Raw genomic sequence first — 18,953 nt, forward strand, 5'->3', positions numbered from 1 at the left:
ATGAGGCACCGGTCTCAGGTAGGCCCCCGGCGAACTTGCATCATGGACTCATCGATAATCACCAGCAATGGAGCTTCGGATGTCACAGGACACCAACGAATCGACCGACGATCGCGGTAACACCGCCGTCCCGACTCGCAGCACGAAAGACCTCACCAAGGCGGCGATGTCCGGTTGGCTGGGTACGGCAATGGAATTCATGGACTTCCAGCTGTATTCGCTCGCCGCCGCGATCGTCTTCAATCGCATCTTCTTCCCCGACGTCAGTCCGGCGATCGGGTTGATCGCCGCAATGGCCACCTACGGCGTCGGCTATGTCGCACGCCTGGTCGGTGCCATCTACTTCGGCCGGATGGGCGATCGGATCGGACGAAAGAAGGTCCTGTTTATCACCATCGCGATGATGGGTGCCTCCACCACCCTCATCGGTGCGCTCCCGACGTACGACGCGATCGGCATCATGGCCCCGATCCTGCTCGTCGCCCTTCGTCTCATCCAGGGATTCGGTGCCGGAGCCGAAATCGCCGGTGCCACGGTCATGTTGGTCGAGTACGCACCAGACAAGCGTCGAGGCCTCATCGCCTCGCTCGTCTCCCTGGGCACCAACTCCGGAACCCTCGCTGCGTCGGCCATCTGGGCCTTGCTGCTCGCTGTATTGTCCGAGGATCAGTTGCTCAGCTGGGGCTGGCGCGTACCGTTCCTCGCCAGCTTCTTCTTGATGATCTTCGCGGTGTGGTTGCGCTCCAACCTGAGGGAGAGCCCGGTCTTCGAGGAGCGTGCCGATGTGGTCGACGGTGTGGCCCTCTCGCGCGACGAGATCGAGAAGACCGACGAGGAATTGAAGGTCAGCGTTCTCGAGTCCGGCCTCAAGCAAAAGAAGGGGCGCGCGTTCTTCATCGCGCTGGGTCTGCGCTTCGGTCAGGCCGGCAACTCCGGGCTGATCCAGACATTCCTGGTGGGCTACATCGCGTCGACGCTGCTGATCGACCGTTCCATTGCCACCAGTGCGATCGTCTACGGTTCGCTCATCGGCTTCGCCACCATTCCGATCGTCGGCATCCTGGGCGACCGATTCGGTCGTCGCCCGATCTACATGGTGCTCAGTGCGCTGACGATGATTCTGGCTTTCCCGCTGATGCTGATGGTCACCAGCGGCAACACCGTAGCCCTCGTCGTCGCGATGGTGCTGGCTCTCAATCTCGGTGTGCTCGGCCTGTTCTCACTCGAGAGCGTGACGATGGCGGAGCTGTTCGGTGCGCGCACCCGTTTCACGCAACTCGCGCTTGCCAAGGAAATCGGCGGCATCCTCGCCACCGCGATCGGACCACTCCTCGCGGCCAGCCTCACGGCATGGACCGGTAGCTGGTGGCCCATCGCGGCGATGCTCGTGATCTACTCCGCAATCACCCTGGTGTCGGCCTACCTGGCACCGGAAACCAAGGGCCGCGATCTCGTCAGACTCAACGACGCAGCCTGAGTGCCCTACGGCAGTGGTGTGGTTGAGTGCCCCAGGCGGCACTCGACCGCACCACTCGATGACCAGTACGTGGTGGGGTCGGTGATGTGGTGTTCGACTGGCAAAGACTCCCCTCTATGTAATCCACACCCCGTGCGGCAGGTGTGGATTACAAAGTGGGGCGTGGATGTGTTTCGGTCAGGAGATGTTGGGGTCGGATGTGGAATTGCGGCCCCAGAGGGAAGCGCCGTTCTCGTTGGCACTTTTGCACCGGCACCGTCGGTCACGCGTACACGCACGGGCGCGCAACCTGTGAATCGACCATCACCGAGCGCCTGTAGCAAGCTGATACCGCGCATCGAACTTGCAGTTATGCAGACGAATCGGGCTCGAATCCCTGCATAACTGCGAGTTGAGCGTTGGTGAGGATTGCGGCTGCGGCCGATCTCGATGCTTGCGTCGGAATCCAATGCGAGATCCCGGGCAGCACTGTCAGCGTGTACGCCGCATCGACATACCTCTGGGTGGTGTCGATGGCAGCACGGCCGATGAAGGTGTCGCTATCACTCCACACCATGGTGGTCGGCACGGTGATGCGCAGACGGCCGATGCCCGGGCTCGAGAACGGCAGTCCGCGGTACCAGGTGACAGCGAAGGGCAGCGCGCCGTAGTCGACGATGTCCGTCTTCGTGCGCTCGAGGTCCTCTTCGGTCATACCGCTTGCCCTGTACCACTTTTCGGCTCTCTGGCCAGGCCGCGCCATCCATTTCTCGGGCAGAATCGGCAATTGGAAGAACGCGAAGTACCAGGAGTGCAGTATCTGCTTCGAGTTGAAGAAGCCGGTCATGAACGCACCGGGGTGGGGAACCGAGAATGCCGTCAGGGACAACACCAGGTCGGGTCTACGGCCTGCGGTGACCCACGCGATGTTCGCTCCCCAGTCGTGCCCCACCAGGTGCACTGGAGTCCCGATTCTGTCGATGAGAGCGACGACGTCGGCCACCAGTGCTCCGACACGATAGTCGCGACGCCGTGTCGGCCGGGCTCGCGGTGAGTACCCGCGCTGATCCGGTGCAACAGTGCGGAAACCGGCGTCGTTCAGGATCGCCATCACTGCGGACCACGACGACGCTCGCTCGGGAAAACCGTGCAGCAGCAACACAACCGGGCCGTCGAGAGGCCCCTGATCGAGGACGTCGAACACCAGTCCTTCGTGGGCGTACTCGGTGATTCGCTCCACCGCGGAGCCGCCCGTCAGCATGTGCTGGGCACCGACTGGCCGGCAAACACTGCGGCCAGGAACTGCATCGCCGCTTCGTCGCTCACGTCGTGGCCTTGCTCCGGCTGTTCCTGCGCGACGACCGAATCGCCCAGAGCACATGCCCTTTCGACGCCGTCCGCAGTCCACTGCGGCAACACGATGTCGTCCTTTGCGCCGTAGGCCACGAACATCGGCACCTCGGTCCTCACTTGCGGCAATGTGTAGCGTCCGACGACGTCGAGAAGCTTCTGCTCGGATTCGGCCGAGTCGGCGGCGAACTCGTCGGGTGCCATCGCCTGGACTGCCCGCGCCTTGCCTTCCGTGTCTCCACCCTGACAGGTGAGCAGCAGCTCGTTGTTGGCCTCGGCGACGCTACCGCTGTAGTCCTTCGGATCGAGTGCGGGGTCCACCTGCTGTGCGCCGTAGAGCAAGTACGGCAGCAGTTCCTTCTGCGGTGTGGTGAGGGTTCCGTCCATACCGGATCGGACGAAGGGCGTCAGGTCGGTCGGTGGTGAGAGCGATACCGAGCCGACGAGATCGAGTCCCTGGCCGTACGAGGCAGCCAGTTCGTTTGCAGCCCAGGCTGCTTGGCCACCCTGCGACAAGCCAACCGCGGCCCAGCGTGCGGACGTCTCGGGCAGTGCGGTGTGGGCTGCGCGGGCGGCGTCGATCATGTTGTTGCCGGAGGTTCGCGGTTCCAGGTACGGATGCGTTCCACCACCGGTGCCCAGGCCCTGATAGTCGGGGAGCACCGTGACGTAGCCGAGTTCGGTGAAGTCCTGGACCGCGAATTGGTAACCGAGCAGATCCGGATACAGGGTGGGTCCGCAGTCGGCCTGAACACCGGTGGTGCCGTGCCCGTAGACGACGATCGGCCAGCCGCCCACGGGTGCCGTGCCTGCCGGAACTGCCGCGACACCGGAGACGGCAGTCGGTGAACCGTCGACACCCGACGTCGACTCGTAGACGAAGCGGTACAGCGTGGCACCCGTGTCGGAGAGTTCGGTGGATCGCTCTCCGAAGTCCTCGGATTCGAGAACGGTGCCGGGCACACCGGTCAGCTCGTACTCGGGGGCCGGGGTTGTCGTCGAGGCCGTCGATGACGCCGCGACGGGTTGCGAGGGCGTCGAACTGCATCCCGCAGTCACGGCCAGCGCAAGGCAGCAGACGGCGGCGGACATCGAGCGGGAAAAGGAAAGCACAACGCGTGTCTACCAGAACGAGGTCACTGCCGGTCGACGGCTGGAGTTACGCATCACTGCGCTCAGTGGAATTCGGACAGAATTTCGTTCGAGGCCTGCAGCGGAGCATGACCGTCGGGTACGACGCGGCGGCATCCGTCGAGTTCCACGGTCAGATTGCGTATGTTCGACGGCCAACCAGTCGCATATGTCGTCGTCGCCGTCCGCGTTGCCGAGATCGAGCAAGGCCCGGCAGGTGGCAAGTTCTCGATCGATATCCCGGTCTCGTCGGTGACGCCGACGTTGACTGTGCCGTCGAACAGGCAATACGTGTAGCCGATGGTCAGACCGGCGGCGGGATCAGTACCCACGACTGGGTCGGAATAATGAGGGGAGCAGCTCGACACACTGAGCCGGGGCCGTTCGAGAACTGGGTCGCGATATTCCACCACCTCCACCGATTCGAGTGCTCGGATTGCGTCGATCCCTTCTTGTTTCGGGAGGCCGCATTCTCCGATGGGAACAGACGGTTCCATCGCTCGGCCCTGTGCGTCTTCGAGCCAAAGCTGCTCGGGCTCAGCGATGCTGTAGGTCGGACACAGGTCCACAGTCAGTGCGCGTTCGGACGGCTCGTTCAGCAGACGTAGCGCGGTGGAGAGGTCTCCCGCTCGGCGTAGTTCGCGGTAGACGACGGTCCCATCGGACTCGACGGTGTCGCCGCCTTCGCACATGACCGCGGTTACCGGCACAAAATCGTCTGGAATCGTGCCTGGGATCGGCCGATCGACAGCTGGGGTCGGTCGGTCGACTTGCTGGGGAACCTGGCATCGGAATGCGTCCGCCGAGCCGATCTCGGCGACAGGGCGTGCGGGTCCGAGCGAGGTCGGTGAGCCGCAGCTGACGGCAGTGATCGCGACGAGCATCGCTCCCACGAGCCATCTCCGGGTCATCGGCTCACGCTAGTCGTCAATGAAGAAAATCGGGTGCAGTGGACCGCGCTCAGCGCTGCTGATTGCACCCTTGCGATCCAAGGTGTGAGTACCAGGCCGGGAGCTCGGGGAGTCGGCAGACGTTCGCGGCCTCGTCGAGGACGCCGAGCATCGGCACCGGAAGCCGACCCCGGGGGCTGCGGCGCGCGACGCGCTGGGCGGCGTCGATGATCGACCCGATCAACGCCGTCGTCAGCGCCGACGACGAATCGGGGCCTTCCTTCGACAACGCATACAGCGTGTCGGTGCTGGTGACGAAGTCTTCGACCACGAATTCGCGCACCGATCCACCGACCTTGGTGTCCGGTGCGCCCTCGACGGAGATGTCGCGGCGATTCGGTGGAAGAACCGACATCGCGTAGGCCTGCTCCTCGAGCAGGCCGATGAACCGACGAGCCATGTCGTACAGGCCATCTCGCTGGCGCGGGTTGAGTTCGCTGGAGGACTTGAGCCGGTTGGCGATGATGTGGTGGCCGTGGACCTCGAGCAGCCGCTGGGGAAGTTCGTTCGCCTCGTCGGAGAGCCAGCCGTAGACGTGCAACAGATCCCCGTCCGCACACGCCGCTGCGAGCATCATCTGCGCCAACAACTCTTGCGCTCCGCCGTCGAAGTAGGCATCGACGCGAGCCGAATCGTCCTTCGATGCGGCAGCAAAGTAGGAGGCCAGTTTGCGGGCGTCCATGATCGTCTCGATCGCGCGCAGCGGGTTCCACCAGATTGTGGCCACCGTGGCGTACCCGATCTTCAAGTGATCGGCGAGCAACCTCGAACTCCGATGCGTGACGACGTATTTCGCCGGTTGGGGCGTCAACGTCACCGAGATCAAATTCTCGCGATCGAGGATCCGGGGCCGGCCTTCGTCGTCGTCGATCGCACCCACTTCTCTAGCTGGGCACGGCCGGTACCGGCGATCATCAACGGTGCTACGCGCATAACTAGTTTGACCGAACAGCACCGCCCAACTACTTCAGGCGCGCCCCACTAGGTCCGAGTCGATCGCGCTGTGGGCCGTCCAGGCTATTTACCGAACAGTCATGCGTCGGTTGCAGAGCCGGTGAATCACTCGTCCATAGGTTGACCCGCCTGCTAGCCCGATCTATTTCGATTCGACTCAGGTGGTGACTGGGCGAAGTCCGTCGAGAATCACGCCCAACAAGGCCTTGCCTTGGGGACTGTCGGCGCGGACCTGGGCGCTGCGCGCAGCATGTGCGAGGCCACATACGAGTAACAAGACTGTGGTCGCATTGACGTCCGCTCTCAAATAGCCATGAGCAGCAGCATGATTCATCAACTGTTCCAGCTGCCCCAGTAGGTCGTTCCGCACGGCACGTGTTTCCGCGAGCGCTGGAACGGCGCGCGCTGTCACCCTCTCGAAGAGAGCGTCCTCGGTGAGAAGAGTGAAATGCGCGGTCAGCACTTGTACGAGTCCGTCCTGACCGGCGTTACGGAAAATGTCGCCCAACTCCTCGAACCTACGCAGAACAACGGCCTCCTCCAGCCCATCCACAGTTGCGAAGTGCCGATACACAGTCCCGACGCCCACATCTGCAGCACGTGCAATCGCATTGAAAGCTAGCAACTCTCCGCGGTCGGTGAGTTCGCGGGCGGCCTCCACGATACGCGCGCGATTGCGCGCGGCGTCTTTACGTGTATCGGTCATCCCCCGAGCGTAGCGGATTGAGCATCCAATAGGATAGATTATCGAATCGGATAGTTAATCCGTATCTAGCGTTCCGGAAGGACGACCATGACTGCCACCTCTCGACCCCTTGCTGTTGTAACTGGAGCCAGTTCCGGAATTGGCGCGCAGTTCGCCCGCCGCTATGCCAGTGAAGGCTTTGACCTCGTGCTCGTCGCACGGTCAGGCCCGACGTTGAAGGAGTTGGCCGATCAGCTGGAGGTGAAGCACGGAGTGACTGTGGACGTCCGGACCGCTGATCTAGCCGACGCTTCGGACGTCGCGTCGCTCGCTGCCATGCTCGAGAACGAGTTGCCGCGCCTGGACCACCTCGTGAACTGCGCGGGATCGGCCCCTGAAGGCGATCTGTATCGCGCCGACGAAGGAGCGTTGCGGCAGATGATAGATCTCAACGTCACCGCTCTCACACTGTTGACGCGTGCCGCGATCATTCGGATGCGTGCACAGCGCGAGGGCACCATCATCAACATCGCAAGCGGTGCCGCGTACCAGCCGACACCGCACATGGGAGCGTACGGAGCAACGAAGTCATACGTCCTCATGTTCACCGAGGCGATGTACGAGGAGAATCTCGACCACGGATTACGTATCTTCGCTGTCGCTCCGGGTGATACCGATACCCCGATGAACCCGGGCTCAGGCAAGGGCAAACGCACGCCCGACCAGGTAGTAGACACAGCGTGGAAAGCGATGCCGGGCAGAAAGCCATCGGTCGTAGACGGTCGTCAGAACGGGATATTGGCGTTCGCGTCCTCGCGGTTGCTCTCCAGGCGTTCGAGATTGCGGTCAGCTGAGAAGATGATGCGTCACAAGGCATGAGCAACCGAACGACCTTGTGTAGCTTCACCCGCAGGCAATGGCCACGAGATCAGCGAGTGTGGCGCGTTCGGGACTCCGGCTTTGGTTGACATCTAATCCGTGAGGATCGCTCCTCACGGATTGAAGGGTGTTGCCAATGCCGAAAGCATTTCCCGAGGAGTTCCGCCGCGGCGTCATCGCCGTCGCACGCAAGGGCGAGGCTCCGCTGCGCCAGATCGCGAAGGACTTCGGAATCTCCGGAGGATGTCTGCATCGCTGGCTCAAGATTGCTGATCGTGAAGACGGCGTTGCCCGCGGCGGCGGGCAGAACCCTGGTGACGATTCCGCTGAGCTGCGAGAGTTGAGAAAGCGCAACCGACTGCTCGAGCAGGAGAAAGACGTTCTGCGGCGAGCTGAGGCCTATCTGAGTTGGGACATACTCCCAAAATGATTTACCCGCTGGCCCTCGACCTTGCTGCCGACGGAGTACCCGCCACAGTGACCTGCCGGGTGCTCGGATTCTCTACCCAAGCGTTCTACAAATGGAAGAAGCAGCCAGTAACACAACGGGATTGGGACGACGCGCACCTGATCCACGCAGCGCGTTCCATCCACGGCGAAGACCCTGCGTTCGGGTACCGGTTCATCGCCGACGAGCTGCCCGACCACGGCATCACCGCCGGAGAGAACCGGGTCGCGCGGTTGTGCTCACAAGAACGCATCTGGTCCGTGTTCTTTAAGAAGCGCGGCCTGAACCGAAAAGCGGGACCGGCGGTCCACGACGATCTCGTGGACCGCCAGTTCACCGCACAGACCGCGGACGAGCTGTGGCTGACCGACATCACCGAACACCGCACAGACGAAGGCAAACTGTATCCCAGCGCGATCAAGGACGTGTGGTCGAACAGGATCGTCGGATATTCGATCAACTCCAGGATGAAAGCGTCGCTGGCCGTGTCCGCGTTGAACAACGCTGTCGTTCAACGCGAGGCGGCCGGCACATTGTCACTCGGACCGAGGTAGACCAGTGTCATTCTCGCAAGTTCTTTCATGCGTTGTCTCACAATGGTTTACGCGGATCGATGGATCGTGTCGGTGCATGCGGTGATAACGCCGCGATGGAGTCCTTCTTCGCACTCCTGCAGAAGAACATTCTCGACCGTCAACGATGGATCGAGTTTGAGACAATCAACCGGACCGCACACACGGCCTGAATCACTCAACGCCACGAGTCAACCGAAGTGGGGGCAGTCCCGGCTGTCTGAGCCCGCCCCTAGTATGTCGTGATGCCTTCGCGCCGCCCCGATCCCGCTGCACAGATCGTGTTCGACGCCTACCAACGCACCACTGGCCCAGTGGCCTTCCTGGATGAGTCGTATCAGGCTCCAGACGGTGTCGCTACACACCGGGACACCTTCTATGTGTTCACCGCCGTCATCGTCGAACTTGACGCGATGGATGAGCTACGGGTGGGCATCGAGGACATCGCCGACGGAACCTACTGGCACACCACGAAAGCGCTGCAAACCTCATCTGGAATCGACCAGACCCGCGACATGCTCGACTTCCTCGCCGACGGGCACGAAGCATGTGTGATCGCGCATCAAATCCCAGTCGGAGCCGAAGACACCGACGCTCAGACCGCGCGGACCGCCTGCTATCGCCAGCTCGCGATCCAACTCGGAGCCGGCCGCGACGATGTCCGGCCAGCCATCGATCTGTTCGTGCTGGAGGAACGCAATCAGAGCAACTTCCGCAACAAGGACAAGGCTGACCACAAAGCCTTGGTGTCCGAGGAAAAGATCCCCCGCAACACCCGCCTCCTGTCGACGTCACCGCGCCACGAGCACCTGCTGTGGCTGCCCGACCTGTGCTTTACGACAGGCTCGCGCCGAGGGGGAGCGGCAGGTTGCAGCCCTGGCCGAACTCCAGGATCCTCTGCCGCCGCTGGTCGGTGCTGCGATTTCCGGGTGGACCGGATTTCTCGACCGAACAGCCGACACGTTCTTCGACAACTCGCACGTCGACCTCGACGAGTTGGTTGCGTTGATCGTCGACGCATTCGAGGCGGTCACCGATTCTGCGACTCGGAGAAGCACCCCACCTCGGTGATCAGGACGACCAGAAAGCGTGGCCGCTGCACTGCGAAACTGCGCAGAATGCTCAAAGTGATCGACTCCTATTGCGCAGGCCGTGAGCCTCTGGTCGACTGACGCCGGTTGCATCACCGACGCGACTGATTCGGCGCTTCGTAATCCGAACGCTTGCCTCAGGGAAAGACGGGACCCCATCCGGTCCCGTCTCTCCCATTCGATGCACTCTTTCGTCGCCTATCTCAGGAGTGTCCGCCATGACCAGCCTCAGTCCGACCACCGGCAATTCGACCGACGGGGATTCGGCCGCCGGTGGGCGCGAGACTCTGCACGACATTTCCGAGCGGGTGCTGTGGCTGTCGACATCGATGATCCACCACGCCAACCGAATCCGGCCCAATCCGACGGGGCTCAAGGTGGGCGGGCACCAGGCTTCGTGCGCGTCGATGGTCACCATCATGACCTCGCTGTGGTTCGAGCAGCTCTGCGCCGGCGACCGAGTGTCGGTCAAGCCGCACGCGTCGCCGGTGCTGCACGCCATCAACTACCTTCTCGGTGAGCTGGACGAGAAATACCTGACGACGCTGCGTTCGTACGGCGGTCTGCAGTCCTACCCCTCGCGCGCGAAGGATCCCGATACCGTCGACTACTCGACGGGGTCGGTGGGTATCGGTGCGACGGCACCTATTTGGGATGCGATGTCGCGTCGTTTCGTCGACTCGGCCTTCGGCGAAGCATCCAGCGCGACGCGTCCGTTCCAGGGACGGCAGTACTCCCTCGTCGGAGACGCCGAGCTCGACGAGGGGGCCGTCTGGGAGGCCGTCATCGACCCCGGCATCGGCGAGCTGGGCGAGATCGTCTGGATCGTCGACCTCAATCGTCAGTCGCTCGACCGAGTGGTGCCGAACATCGCCGCGCGTCGCCTCGAGAAGATGTTCGACGCCGCAGGTTGGCAGGTCATCACCGTCAGGTTCGGGCGGTTGCTCGAGAACCTTTTCGCCCGCACCGGCGGGGACGCTCTGCGTCGACGCATCCTCGGCATGCCCAATCCCGAGTATCAGCGGTTGTTGCGTTGCTCGGCGTCCGAGCTGCGAGATCGGTTGCCCGGCAATGGTTCCGATGCCGCGGCGATCACCGAACTCATCGGCGACCTCGACGACGTGATGCTCACCGAGTCTATTCGCAACCTCGGTGGCCACGATCTCGACGCACTGCGAGAGGCCTACGCGCAGATCGACGACACCCGTCCTACAGTCATCATCGCCTACACGGTCAAAGGCTTCGGGCTCCCCACTCAGGGGCATCCACAGAACCATTCGTCGCTGTTGACAGTCGAGGAATATGTCTCTCTCGCAGACACTCTCGGCACGGACGCCGCCTCACCCTGGGGCCGCTTCGGCGACGCCAGTGCGGCCGCGCGTTTGTGCACCGAGGTCGCGGAACGTCTGCGCCGCGAGCCGGTCTCCATCAGCCGGCCGCCCGCAGTTCCCACCGACATCGGCCGTACTCCGAAGGGCACGGCAACGACGCAGGCCGCGCTGGGCCGCACCCTGATCGATCTGACCCGTGAGGCCCCTGATGCGGCACGTCGCGTCGTCACGGTCAGCCCCGACGTCAGCTCGACCACCAACCTCGGTGGTTGGGTCAACAAGGTCGGTGTCTGGTCGTCGGCCGAACGCCACGATTGGTTCGGCGACGACGCCGAGACGATCATGCACTGGCGCGAAGGACCCACCGGTCAACACATGGAACTCGGTATCGCAGAGACCAATCTGGTCGGTCTGATGGGCGAACTGGGCGCGACGTGGAGCCGGTGGGGTGAGCCGTTGTTCCCGATCGGGGTGATGTACGACCCGTTCGTCGAACGCGCCCTCGAACCGTGGTCGTACGGCATTTATGCCGGCGGACAATCCATCCTCGTCGGCACGCCGTCCGGGGTGACCCTGGCCGCGGAAGGTGGTGCGCACCAATCCATCAAGACGCCGTCGATCGGTCTGGAGCAGCCGGGGTGCATCTCGTACGAACCCGCCTTCGCTATCGACGTGGAGTGGACATTGCTCGCCAGTATCGCCAAGCTGGGCCGCCCCGACGGCACTTCGGCGTATCTGCGCCTGTCGACCCGCCCGGTCGATCAGACGTTGGCCGATGTGCCCAGCGATCCCGCGGCCCGCGAACGCAGGCGCAAGCAGGTGGTGGCCGGTGGCTACCCCCTCGTTCGACGTGACGGTGCCACCGTCACGATCGCGGCGATGGGTGCTCTCATGCCCGAAGCTCTCGATGCCGCAGCACGTTTGGAGCAGATAGGAATTCTGACGGACGTCCTGTGCATCACGAGCCCGGGCCAGCTCTATCGTGCCGTTCAGGCGCGGCAGGGGCATGGCGACGCGGAATCGTGGATTCTCGATCAGCTGCTGCCGGCCGATCGGGCGACGCCGCTGGTGACAGTGCTCGACGGCCATCCGCACACCCTGGCGTTCTTGGCCACTGTGAACCGTGTGGCGTCGACATCATTGGGCGTCAGCAACTTCGGTCAGGTGGGATCTCTGGACGAGGTGTACAAGCATCATCACATCGACACCGATTCGATCGTCGGCGCTGCCTTGGATGTCACCGGTCAGTAGCGCAGTCGAATACCGAGGCTCAGCTCGCAGCAGCCGGCGGTTCCGAGGGCAATCCCAGTCCTTCCCATCCACATGCTTCACAGCTGGCGTAGATGCGGTGGGTGGTCGGTGTCGTGCGCTGGTAAAGCCAGACGTTCTCGCCGAACGTGACGGCTGCGCAAGCGGGGCACACGCCTCGCCAATCGAAATTGATGCTGTAGGTGAGCACTCGGACTCGTTCCTGAAAGTCGACCGTCGTATGTCCTCGGTCCGAAGCGGTAGTCGAGGTTCGAGCTGCTAGCCGGTCGTTCGGGTAATCGGTGGATCAACCGAGAACGACGGTGCACCAGCGGGAAATATCCGCGTCGATGTGAGCCACGGTAGACCGCCTCAGGCACTTCCGATAGGGGCCTCGCGGATGTTTCGACGATCGAGGTTCGAGCTGTTATGCGGTGATTGCCTGCCGTTTGACACCCGGCGTACGGTTTGGAGTATCCGGTGAAGGTCATAGCCGTCGACAGGCCTCGTGCACGTCAACAGGTGTAATGACTGCACCATCTGGGATTTGATCCAATGACGGACCGACCATCCGAACGCCGTACGCCCGGCAGGGCCGTCGACGCAACGGCCGCAGCCGATTTCGACAAGGAAATTCTGTCAGCTCTGCCCGAACCTACCCGTCCTGCGGCCGCAGCAAGCTATTTTGCCGAGGACACCTTCGACGCTCTCGACGTCTTCCGTGGGCTGTTGCTCGAACACAGTCGATTCGAGACTCTCCTGCAAGGCCTGTGTGACCAGGTGGTTGCCGCGGTTCCTGGTGCGGATATGGCAGGGGTAACTCTGCTGCATCATAATTCGGAGAATCCGGCAACTGCGGCGTGCTCGGACGCGCGTGTGGTGGACATCGACGCCGATCAGTACAACGCCGACGAGGGCCCATGCCTCGAAGCCTCTCGAACCAACCGCATCGTCTGTGTTCGGGTCGACGAGGTTGCCGCCCGCTGGCCGACGTTCGCATCGAGGGTCGCCGACATCGGCGTGAAGAGCTACTTGTCTGCACCCTTGGCCGTGGACTCCGGGCATGCCGGATCGCTGAACATCTACAGCTTCGACGGCAGTGGTTTCAATGACATCGACGAGGTGCTGGTCAAGATGTTCGTGACGTCGGTGGAAGCGGCGGTGTGGAATTCACGACATGCGACCGAAGCGAGGAACGAAGTTGCCGGTCTTCGCCTGGCGATGAAGACCCGCGCGACAATCGAGCAGGCAAAAGGGATCCTGGCGGTAGTGCGTGGTTTTTCTCCTGACGCAGCGTTTGCCGCTCTGGTCGAACAGTCGCAGCGGGAGAACACCAGGGTGGCGGTGCTAGCGCAGCGGATCGTGACTGCGGTGGCGGGACGACGTCGATTCGGTGAGCCCTCGAAGGTGCGGCCTACGAAAAGCAATGACCGACGACCGACCGGCTAGGCGAGCGGCTGGGCTGTGGGGTCGATAGCTGCGTGAACTCCGCCGCTGTAGGACGTCGGAAGTGCTCGGCTGCACAGAGTTTCGGCTTCGTCGGCGGAGATTCCGAGTGCGCGGAGCACTCGCCGCGTGGTGCCGTCGACCGTCGCTTCTTCGTCACGATCGGGTTGCGCCAGTAGTAGTCGACCCATGGACAACAGGGCACCCGCCACCAGGGCGAGCGCAAGATCGGCGTCCTCGACGTCGAATCTTCCTTGTGCTGCGGCCGATTCGATGTCGCGACGCGAGCGCGGCGCGAGGCCCCCGGCGGCGGCCACCGCGGCGGCTTCGGAATTGAGCAACACGCGGCTCAGTTGCGGTTCGAGTCGGAACAGGCGGCCGGACAGCCGGAAGGATTGGGTGAATTTCTCCACCGGGTCCTCGAGGCCGACGGTGAGCGAGTCGAGGTAGTCGCCGATGGATTCGAGAGCGGAATCGATGGCCGCCTGCCACAGCTCTTCTTTGGTCTCGAAGTAGTTGTAGAAGGAACCGTTGCTGACGTCGGCGGCCTGCGTGATTTCGAGTACCGGTGCGTTCGTGTTCCCGCTGGCGAGTAGCCCTTGAGCGGCCCGGATCAGCGCAGCTCGGGTGTTCGCTTTTCGACGTTCGACTCGGTTGCCTTCGGCCACGGTCTACTCCTGCTCTGCGTTGTGAGTGAGGGCAGCCTATCGCGTACCGATGATGACGAATTCGTCAAAAAGCTTGACTGTGGGCGGTGTCATGGGTGACGATATCGTCAGTGTCCTGCAGGCGCAGGTTTCATCGTTTCTTCCGGCGGCACCGAAGGACCTCATGACATCGAACGCGACGATCCCGCAGTACCGCACCGATATCTACTCCACCGATGCGATCCTCGACCCGTACCCGCACTACGCGAGGCTGCGGGCGCTCGGCCCGGTGGTGTGGCTACCACGGCAGCAGGTGTTCGCCATCTCGCGCTATGCGGAGTGCAAGGCAGTACTGCTCGACGACGGAACGTTCATCTCGGGCGACGGTGTGGCGCTCAATCCCGTTGCCAATCGCCTGGGCCGTGGAACGACGCTCAACAGCGACGGCGACGAGCATGCAACCAAGCGTTCGGTGCTGGCTCATCGGCTCACTCCGAAGGCCGTGCGGAAAATGAAGGCCACCGTGGAGGAGAAGGCGGAAAGCATCGTCGACGCGGCACTGAAGAAGCGATCGGTCGACGGAGTGGACGATCTCGCGACGGCACTGCCTATGTCGATCGTCCCGGATCTCGTCGGGTGGCCGGAGGACGGCCGTGAAGACCTTCTCCGTTGGGCGGGAGCGACATTCGACTCTCTCGGTCCTGTCAATCGGAACTCGATCAAGGCCGCACGGGGTGCCAAGGAAATGCTTGCTTTCTCGCGGCGGGTGGTGCGAGAACGGTCGGTCATTCCGGGGAGTATGGGCGATGACGTTCTCAAAGCCGCCGACGAGAACAAGATCGAGAAGTCCGCGTGCCCTGCGCTCATGGTCGACTACCTCGGGCCCTCTCTCGACACCACTATCGGAGCGATCTCCGGTGCCCTCGATCTGTTCGCGCGACACCCCGATCAATGGCAGGCGATTCGGCAGAATCCTGATCTGATCCCCAATGCCGTCAACGAGGTTGTTCGATACGAGTCGCCGATCAGGGCTTTCTCGCGTCGAGCCGTGCGTGACGTCGAGCTCGACGGATCGCGCGTCCCGAAAGGCGCTCGCGTGTTGGTGGTCTACGCATCGGCGAATCGTGATGAGCGCGAATGGGATCGCCCCGACGACTTCGACATCACTCGCGATGCTGCGCGCCAACTCGGCTTCGGTTCCGGCGTACACGGATGTGCCGGGCAGGGTCTCGCGCGCCTGGAAGCGCAGACGATGCTGCGAGTACTCGCGCGGCGAGTGGATCGAATCGTCGCCACGGGAGCGCCGAAACGGGCCGTCAACAACGTCATTCATCGATACGAACAGTTGCCACTGGAATTGGTGGCGGGAGAAGGGACACAGCAATGAGAGTCGACGTCGACTGGGATCGGTGCGAGGGCCATGGCATCTGCGCCGAGCAGGCACCCAAGGTGTTCAGCCTCGATGACGAGGGCGAACTGCATTATGCGTTCGACGACAACGACATTCCCGACGAACTAGCGGCCTCGGCTCGGTCTGCGATCGGTGTGTGTCCGGTCGCGGCACTGCGAGAACAGGCGTGAGCTCTTCAGGCCGAAGGGTCGTCATCGTCGGAGACTCGATAGCCGGGTGCACGGCCGCCCGTGAACTACGCGCCCGCGGACACGACGGCCCGCTCACCATGATCGGTGCCGACGCGGACGGTTGCTACGCTCGGCCGCCGTTGTCGAAGCACGTTCTCAAAGGTGAAGCAGCCGAGGCGGAAACGTGGGACCTATCGGATCTCGACATCACCACGATCGCCGATCGCGCTGTATCTGTGGACACCACGCTAAGAACGGTCACCACGGCTGCCGGAATCGATGTTCCCTACGACGCTCTGATCGTGGCCACCGGAGCGGCCGCACGTCGCATCGGTGCTCGGGATCAAGCGGGCGAGTCGGTGTTGCGGACATTCGACGATGTTCGGGCGCTGCGCCCGAAGCTGGACGCGGCGCGTACAGCCATCGTCGTCGGTGCCGGCTTCCTCGGAATGGAGGTCGCCAGCGCCTGCGTTGCTCGCGGCATTGCCGTCACCGTCGTCGATGTCGATCCACCGTTGAAACGGCTGCTGGGTATCTACCTGTCCGACGCGATCGCCGCCAGGGCCGAGGCCGCGTCGGTCCAGTTTCTTCGAGCGGAGAGTCCGGTTTCGTTGGCGGGCAACCCCGTCATCGGGATCGAGGTCGCGGGCCGCACACTCGACGCCGATCTGGTGGTCACCTGTGCCGGCGATGTGCCCGAGACCGAATGGCTGGACGGCACCGGCATCGCGGATGCTCGTGGTGTCGCTATCGACGAGCGTTGCGCCACAGCACTTCCCGACGTGTTCGCTGCAGGCGACGTCGCCTACTCACGCAGCGGCTCTGGTCGAGCCCCGTTCTGGTCCAATGCCGTCGCGCAGGGCAAAGTTGCCGCGGCCTCCGCGCTCGGTCTCGAACCCACGTGCGCCCCCACCGACGATTATTTCTGGACCGAAATCCTGGGCCTGTCCATCAAAGTCGTCGGTCCACTCCCGTTGCAGGGAGAACCAACAGTCCTCGAAGGTTCGGTCGACGACGGATCGGCGCTGCTGCAGTGGAACCACGAGGACGGCCGCACCACCATCGTCGCCTACGGCATGAAGAAGGCCGTCGGACTGCTCCGACGGCTCGCCCGCGACAACGCCATTCCCACTACGTAAGGAATCAACTCATGGCTACTGCCTCCACACTCGTTCGCCGTCTCCCCGAGGCAGTTGGACTCGCCCGCGCGGCGATCGGTATTGCCCACATGGTTGCGCCCACCCGCGCCAACGAACTCCTCGCCGGACCCGATGCGGCGGTGGCGACCACGCGAGCTGCGGCCCGTACCTTCGGAATTCGTGAGATCTACATCGGTGGCGGACTTTACGCCGCAACTCGATATGCGCCGAAGGCAGTGCGCACACTGCTGCGCGCGGGCGTGGCTGTCGACGTCTGGGATACCGCGGCGTTCGCGCTCACCGCACACCTGCCGCAACGAACGAGAACAGCCGGCTGCGCAATCGCCGGAGGCTTTGTGATCGCCGGTGCGCTCGCACATCTGCAACTGGACCGGTAGTCGTCGATGGACAACATCGCGCGTGCCCTGCGAGCCGCGAGCATCAGTGCCGTGCGCTTCTACAACAGACTGGAAGTGACGGTGGCGCAGCCGGTTCCGGATACTCCGGTGCTGTTCGTCGCCAACCATGGGTTCGGTGGAATCATCGATCTCAACGTGTTCGCGTTCGCGGCCGCCTACGACGAACTCGCTGTCGACCGTGAATTGATCACGCTGACGCACCAGATCGCCTGGACGCTGCACGCCGAGAAGTTGATCGAGCCGTTCGGTGCCAGGCCCGCAAGCAAACAGACTGCACTCGATGCATTCGAGGCGGGCAGCAACGTCCTGGTGTTTCCTGGTGGCGACGTCGATGCGCTCAAGGCCTGGAAGCACCGGAACGAGATCCTCTTCTACGGGCGCACCGGGTACGCCCGGTTGGCGATGGAGGCGGGGGTGCCGATTGTCCCCGTGGTCACGGCCGGTGCCGGGGAGTCGTTGCTCGTATTGGGCAGCGGTAAGCGCCTGGCGAAGGCGCTGAGGTTGGACAAGGCGCTGAGGCTCAAGACGCTGCCACTGTCGGTGTCCATTCCCTGGGGCGTCAATCTCGGCATGGTCGGCCTGCTTCCGTACCTGCCGCTGCCCACCAAGCTAGAGACGTCGGTGCTCGCCCCCATGCGCCCCGATGTCGACGAGACGGCAGAGCAATTCGCGGGGCGAGTTCATTCGGCGATGCAAGCCGAGCTCGACGAACTGACGAGGGATCGACGGCCCGTCATCGGATGACACTGTGCGGGCCGGTGCTCGACGAGAATGTGCGGCGAGCGCAGGAAAGGCCGTAGGGTTGGGGTTGCGCCATCGACTCGGCGTCAACCATGGTTCAGCGAAGCCGAACCGACCTGAAGTACTCGAGGTCGAGAAGGTCGAGTTTCATGACCGACACACCTATCTACGACGCACTGCAGAAGTTTCTCGAACTCGACACCGGTGGCGGGGATCGGCACGTCGATGCCAAGGCGAAGGCATCGCCGGCAAAGCTGCCGGTGCGTGCCCCCTCACGGCACCGTCGGGACTGACGTCCGCGCGAGAGTCATAATCGGACCATGCGGTCGAAACGCAAGATCCTGGACGCGACGCTCGGGCTGATTGCCGAGTCCGGCTTCGAGGACGTCACCATCGCGGCGGTGGCACGTACTGCGGGCGTGACGAGGCAGACCGTGTATTCGATTTTCACCACCCGTGAGGACATGATCTCCGAGGCAATGGTGGGTCTGGTCGTCGAGGTCATCGGCGGGATACGGGCAAAAGCCGACCAGGCCGAGACGCCGACGGAGTTCGTGGTCGAGACAATCGTGGCTGCGCGCAACCTCATTCGCCGGGAACCGGTGCTCAACTCTTTGCTGCGTTCCGGCAACGCAAACCCTCTTTTCGACGCGGACATGATGCAGCGAGCCGAGCCGGTGGTACGTCAGTTCCTCGACGGATACAGCGAACGCAATCCGGGCTTCGATGTAGCGCAGTTCGACGGCATCGACGGCATGCTCGTGCGAATGGGTCTGTCGGTGATTCTCTTCGACGACCCGTCGATCCGCGAGGACGATGGTCTGCGTCACTACCTGCGTTCATGGCTGGTGCCGGTTCTGCCGTTTCAGTAAAACTTGACACTTA

General features: G+C 63.0%; 18 protein-coding genes and 1 pseudogene. 13 read left to right on the forward strand and 6 right to left on the reverse strand.

Annotated elements, in window-relative coordinates; genetic code table 11:
- The first annotated feature begins 79 nt into the window (after window positions 1-79).
- The gene (locus QM797_RS05345; RefSeq protein ID WP_283274117.1) at window positions 80-1,477 is read left to right on the forward strand and encodes an MFS transporter; all 1,398 of its coding nucleotides are present in this window, start codon (window positions 80-82) and stop codon (window positions 1,475-1,477) included.
- 349 nt (window positions 1,478-1,826) lie between these two features.
- Here the strand turns inward: QM797_RS05345 and QM797_RS05350 are convergent, their stop codons facing one another.
- The 5 genes from QM797_RS05350 to QM797_RS05370 form a co-directional block, all read right to left on the reverse strand.
- Complete coding sequence (locus QM797_RS05350) at window positions 1,827-2,717, reverse strand: alpha/beta fold hydrolase (protein WP_283274119.1); 891 nt, start codon at window positions 2,715-2,717, stop codon at window positions 1,827-1,829.
- The gene (locus QM797_RS05355) at window positions 2,711-3,919 is read right to left on the reverse strand and encodes a lipase family protein (protein WP_283274120.1); all 1,209 of its coding nucleotides are present in this window, start codon (window positions 3,917-3,919) and stop codon (window positions 2,711-2,713) included. The genes QM797_RS05350 and QM797_RS05355 overlap by 7 nt, the downstream gene beginning before the upstream one ends.
- Window positions 3,920-3,981: 62 nt before the next feature.
- Window positions 3,982-4,848 (reverse strand): hypothetical protein, encoded by an 867-nt coding sequence (locus tag QM797_RS05360; protein WP_283274121.1) that lies wholly within the window; start codon window positions 4,846-4,848, stop codon window positions 3,982-3,984.
- Between the two features lie 49 nt (window positions 4,849-4,897).
- Entirely contained in the window at window positions 4,898-5,767 is an 870-nt protein-coding gene (locus QM797_RS05365; protein ID WP_283274123.1) for a type IV secretory system conjugative DNA transfer family protein, read from the reverse strand.
- A 231-nt stretch (window positions 5,768-5,998) separates the two neighbouring features.
- The gene (locus QM797_RS05370; RefSeq protein WP_283274124.1) at window positions 5,999-6,547 is read right to left on the reverse strand and encodes a TetR/AcrR family transcriptional regulator; all 549 of its coding nucleotides are present in this window, start codon (window positions 6,545-6,547) and stop codon (window positions 5,999-6,001) included.
- Between the two features lie 87 nt (window positions 6,548-6,634).
- Here QM797_RS05370 and QM797_RS05375 point away from each other — a divergent pair, with 87 nt between their 5' ends.
- The 5 genes and pseudogenes from QM797_RS05375 to QM797_RS05395 all read left to right on the forward strand — a co-directional run bounded on the left by QM797_RS05375 (window position 6,635) and on the right by QM797_RS05395 (window position 13,544).
- Window positions 6,635-7,405, forward strand: coding sequence for an SDR family NAD(P)-dependent oxidoreductase (locus QM797_RS05375; protein ID WP_283274125.1), 771 nt, complete (start codon window positions 6,635-6,637; stop codon window positions 7,403-7,405).
- 136 nt (window positions 7,406-7,541) lie between these two features.
- Window positions 7,542-8,598: pseudogene (locus tag QM797_RS05380) on the forward strand (IS3 family transposase).
- A 72-nt stretch (window positions 8,599-8,670) separates the two neighbouring features.
- Window positions 8,671-9,597 carry a hypothetical protein gene (locus QM797_RS05385; protein WP_283274126.1) on the forward strand — a complete coding sequence of 309 codons (927 nt, stop codon included), beginning with the start codon at window positions 8,671-8,673 and terminating at the stop codon, window positions 9,595-9,597.
- Window positions 9,598-9,734: 137 nt separating this feature from the next.
- Complete coding sequence (locus QM797_RS05390) at window positions 9,735-12,098, forward strand: thiamine pyrophosphate-binding protein (protein WP_283274127.1); 2,364 nt, start codon at window positions 9,735-9,737, stop codon at window positions 12,096-12,098.
- Between the two features lie 552 nt (window positions 12,099-12,650).
- Entirely contained in the window at window positions 12,651-13,544 is an 894-nt protein-coding gene (locus QM797_RS05395) for a GAF and ANTAR domain-containing protein (protein ID WP_283274128.1), read from the forward strand.
- On the opposite strand, the gene QM797_RS05400 is transcribed toward QM797_RS05395, so the two are convergent.
- Window positions 13,541-14,209 (reverse strand): TetR/AcrR family transcriptional regulator, encoded by a 669-nt coding sequence (locus QM797_RS05400; protein WP_283274129.1) that lies wholly within the window; start codon window positions 14,207-14,209, stop codon window positions 13,541-13,543. The two genes, QM797_RS05395 and QM797_RS05400, sit on opposite strands and share 4 nt — an antisense overlap.
- Before the next feature lie 163 nt (window positions 14,210-14,372).
- On the opposite strand from QM797_RS05400, the gene QM797_RS05405 reads away from it, so the two are divergent.
- From QM797_RS05405 to QM797_RS05435, 7 genes are all read left to right on the forward strand, one after another.
- Window positions 14,373-15,575 carry a cytochrome P450 gene (locus QM797_RS05405; protein WP_283275292.1) on the forward strand — a complete coding sequence of 401 codons (1,203 nt, stop codon included), beginning with the start codon at window positions 14,373-14,375 and terminating at the stop codon, window positions 15,573-15,575.
- The gene (locus QM797_RS05410) at window positions 15,572-15,769 is read left to right on the forward strand and encodes a ferredoxin (RefSeq protein ID WP_283274130.1); all 198 of its coding nucleotides are present in this window, start codon (window positions 15,572-15,574) and stop codon (window positions 15,767-15,769) included. Before QM797_RS05405 ends, QM797_RS05410 begins: the two co-directional genes overlap by 4 nt.
- Window positions 15,766-16,908, forward strand: coding sequence for an NAD(P)/FAD-dependent oxidoreductase (locus tag QM797_RS05415; RefSeq protein WP_283274131.1), 1,143 nt, complete (start codon window positions 15,766-15,768; stop codon window positions 16,906-16,908). The genes QM797_RS05410 and QM797_RS05415 overlap by 4 nt, the downstream gene beginning before the upstream one ends.
- An 11-nt stretch (window positions 16,909-16,919) precedes the next feature.
- Complete coding sequence (locus tag QM797_RS05420) at window positions 16,920-17,306, forward strand: hypothetical protein (protein ID WP_283274132.1); 387 nt, start codon at window positions 16,920-16,922, stop codon at window positions 17,304-17,306.
- Between the two features lie 6 nt (window positions 17,307-17,312).
- Window positions 17,313-18,071 carry a 1-acyl-sn-glycerol-3-phosphate acyltransferase gene (locus tag QM797_RS05425; protein ID WP_283274133.1) on the forward strand — a complete coding sequence of 253 codons (759 nt, stop codon included), beginning with the start codon at window positions 17,313-17,315 and terminating at the stop codon, window positions 18,069-18,071.
- 146 nt (window positions 18,072-18,217) lie between these two features.
- Window positions 18,218-18,361: a hypothetical protein gene (locus QM797_RS05430; protein ID WP_283274134.1), complete on the forward strand. Its 144-nt coding sequence runs from the start codon at window positions 18,218-18,220 to the stop codon at window positions 18,359-18,361.
- Between the two features lie 27 nt (window positions 18,362-18,388).
- The gene (locus tag QM797_RS05435; RefSeq protein ID WP_283274136.1) at window positions 18,389-18,940 is read left to right on the forward strand and encodes a TetR/AcrR family transcriptional regulator; all 552 of its coding nucleotides are present in this window, start codon (window positions 18,389-18,391) and stop codon (window positions 18,938-18,940) included.
- Window positions 18,941-18,953: the final 13 nt, after the last annotated feature.

The organism is Rhodococcus sp. IEGM 1381, from assembly GCF_030056795.1.
Lineage (GTDB): Bacteria > Actinomycetota > Actinomycetes > Mycobacteriales > Mycobacteriaceae > Rhodococcoides.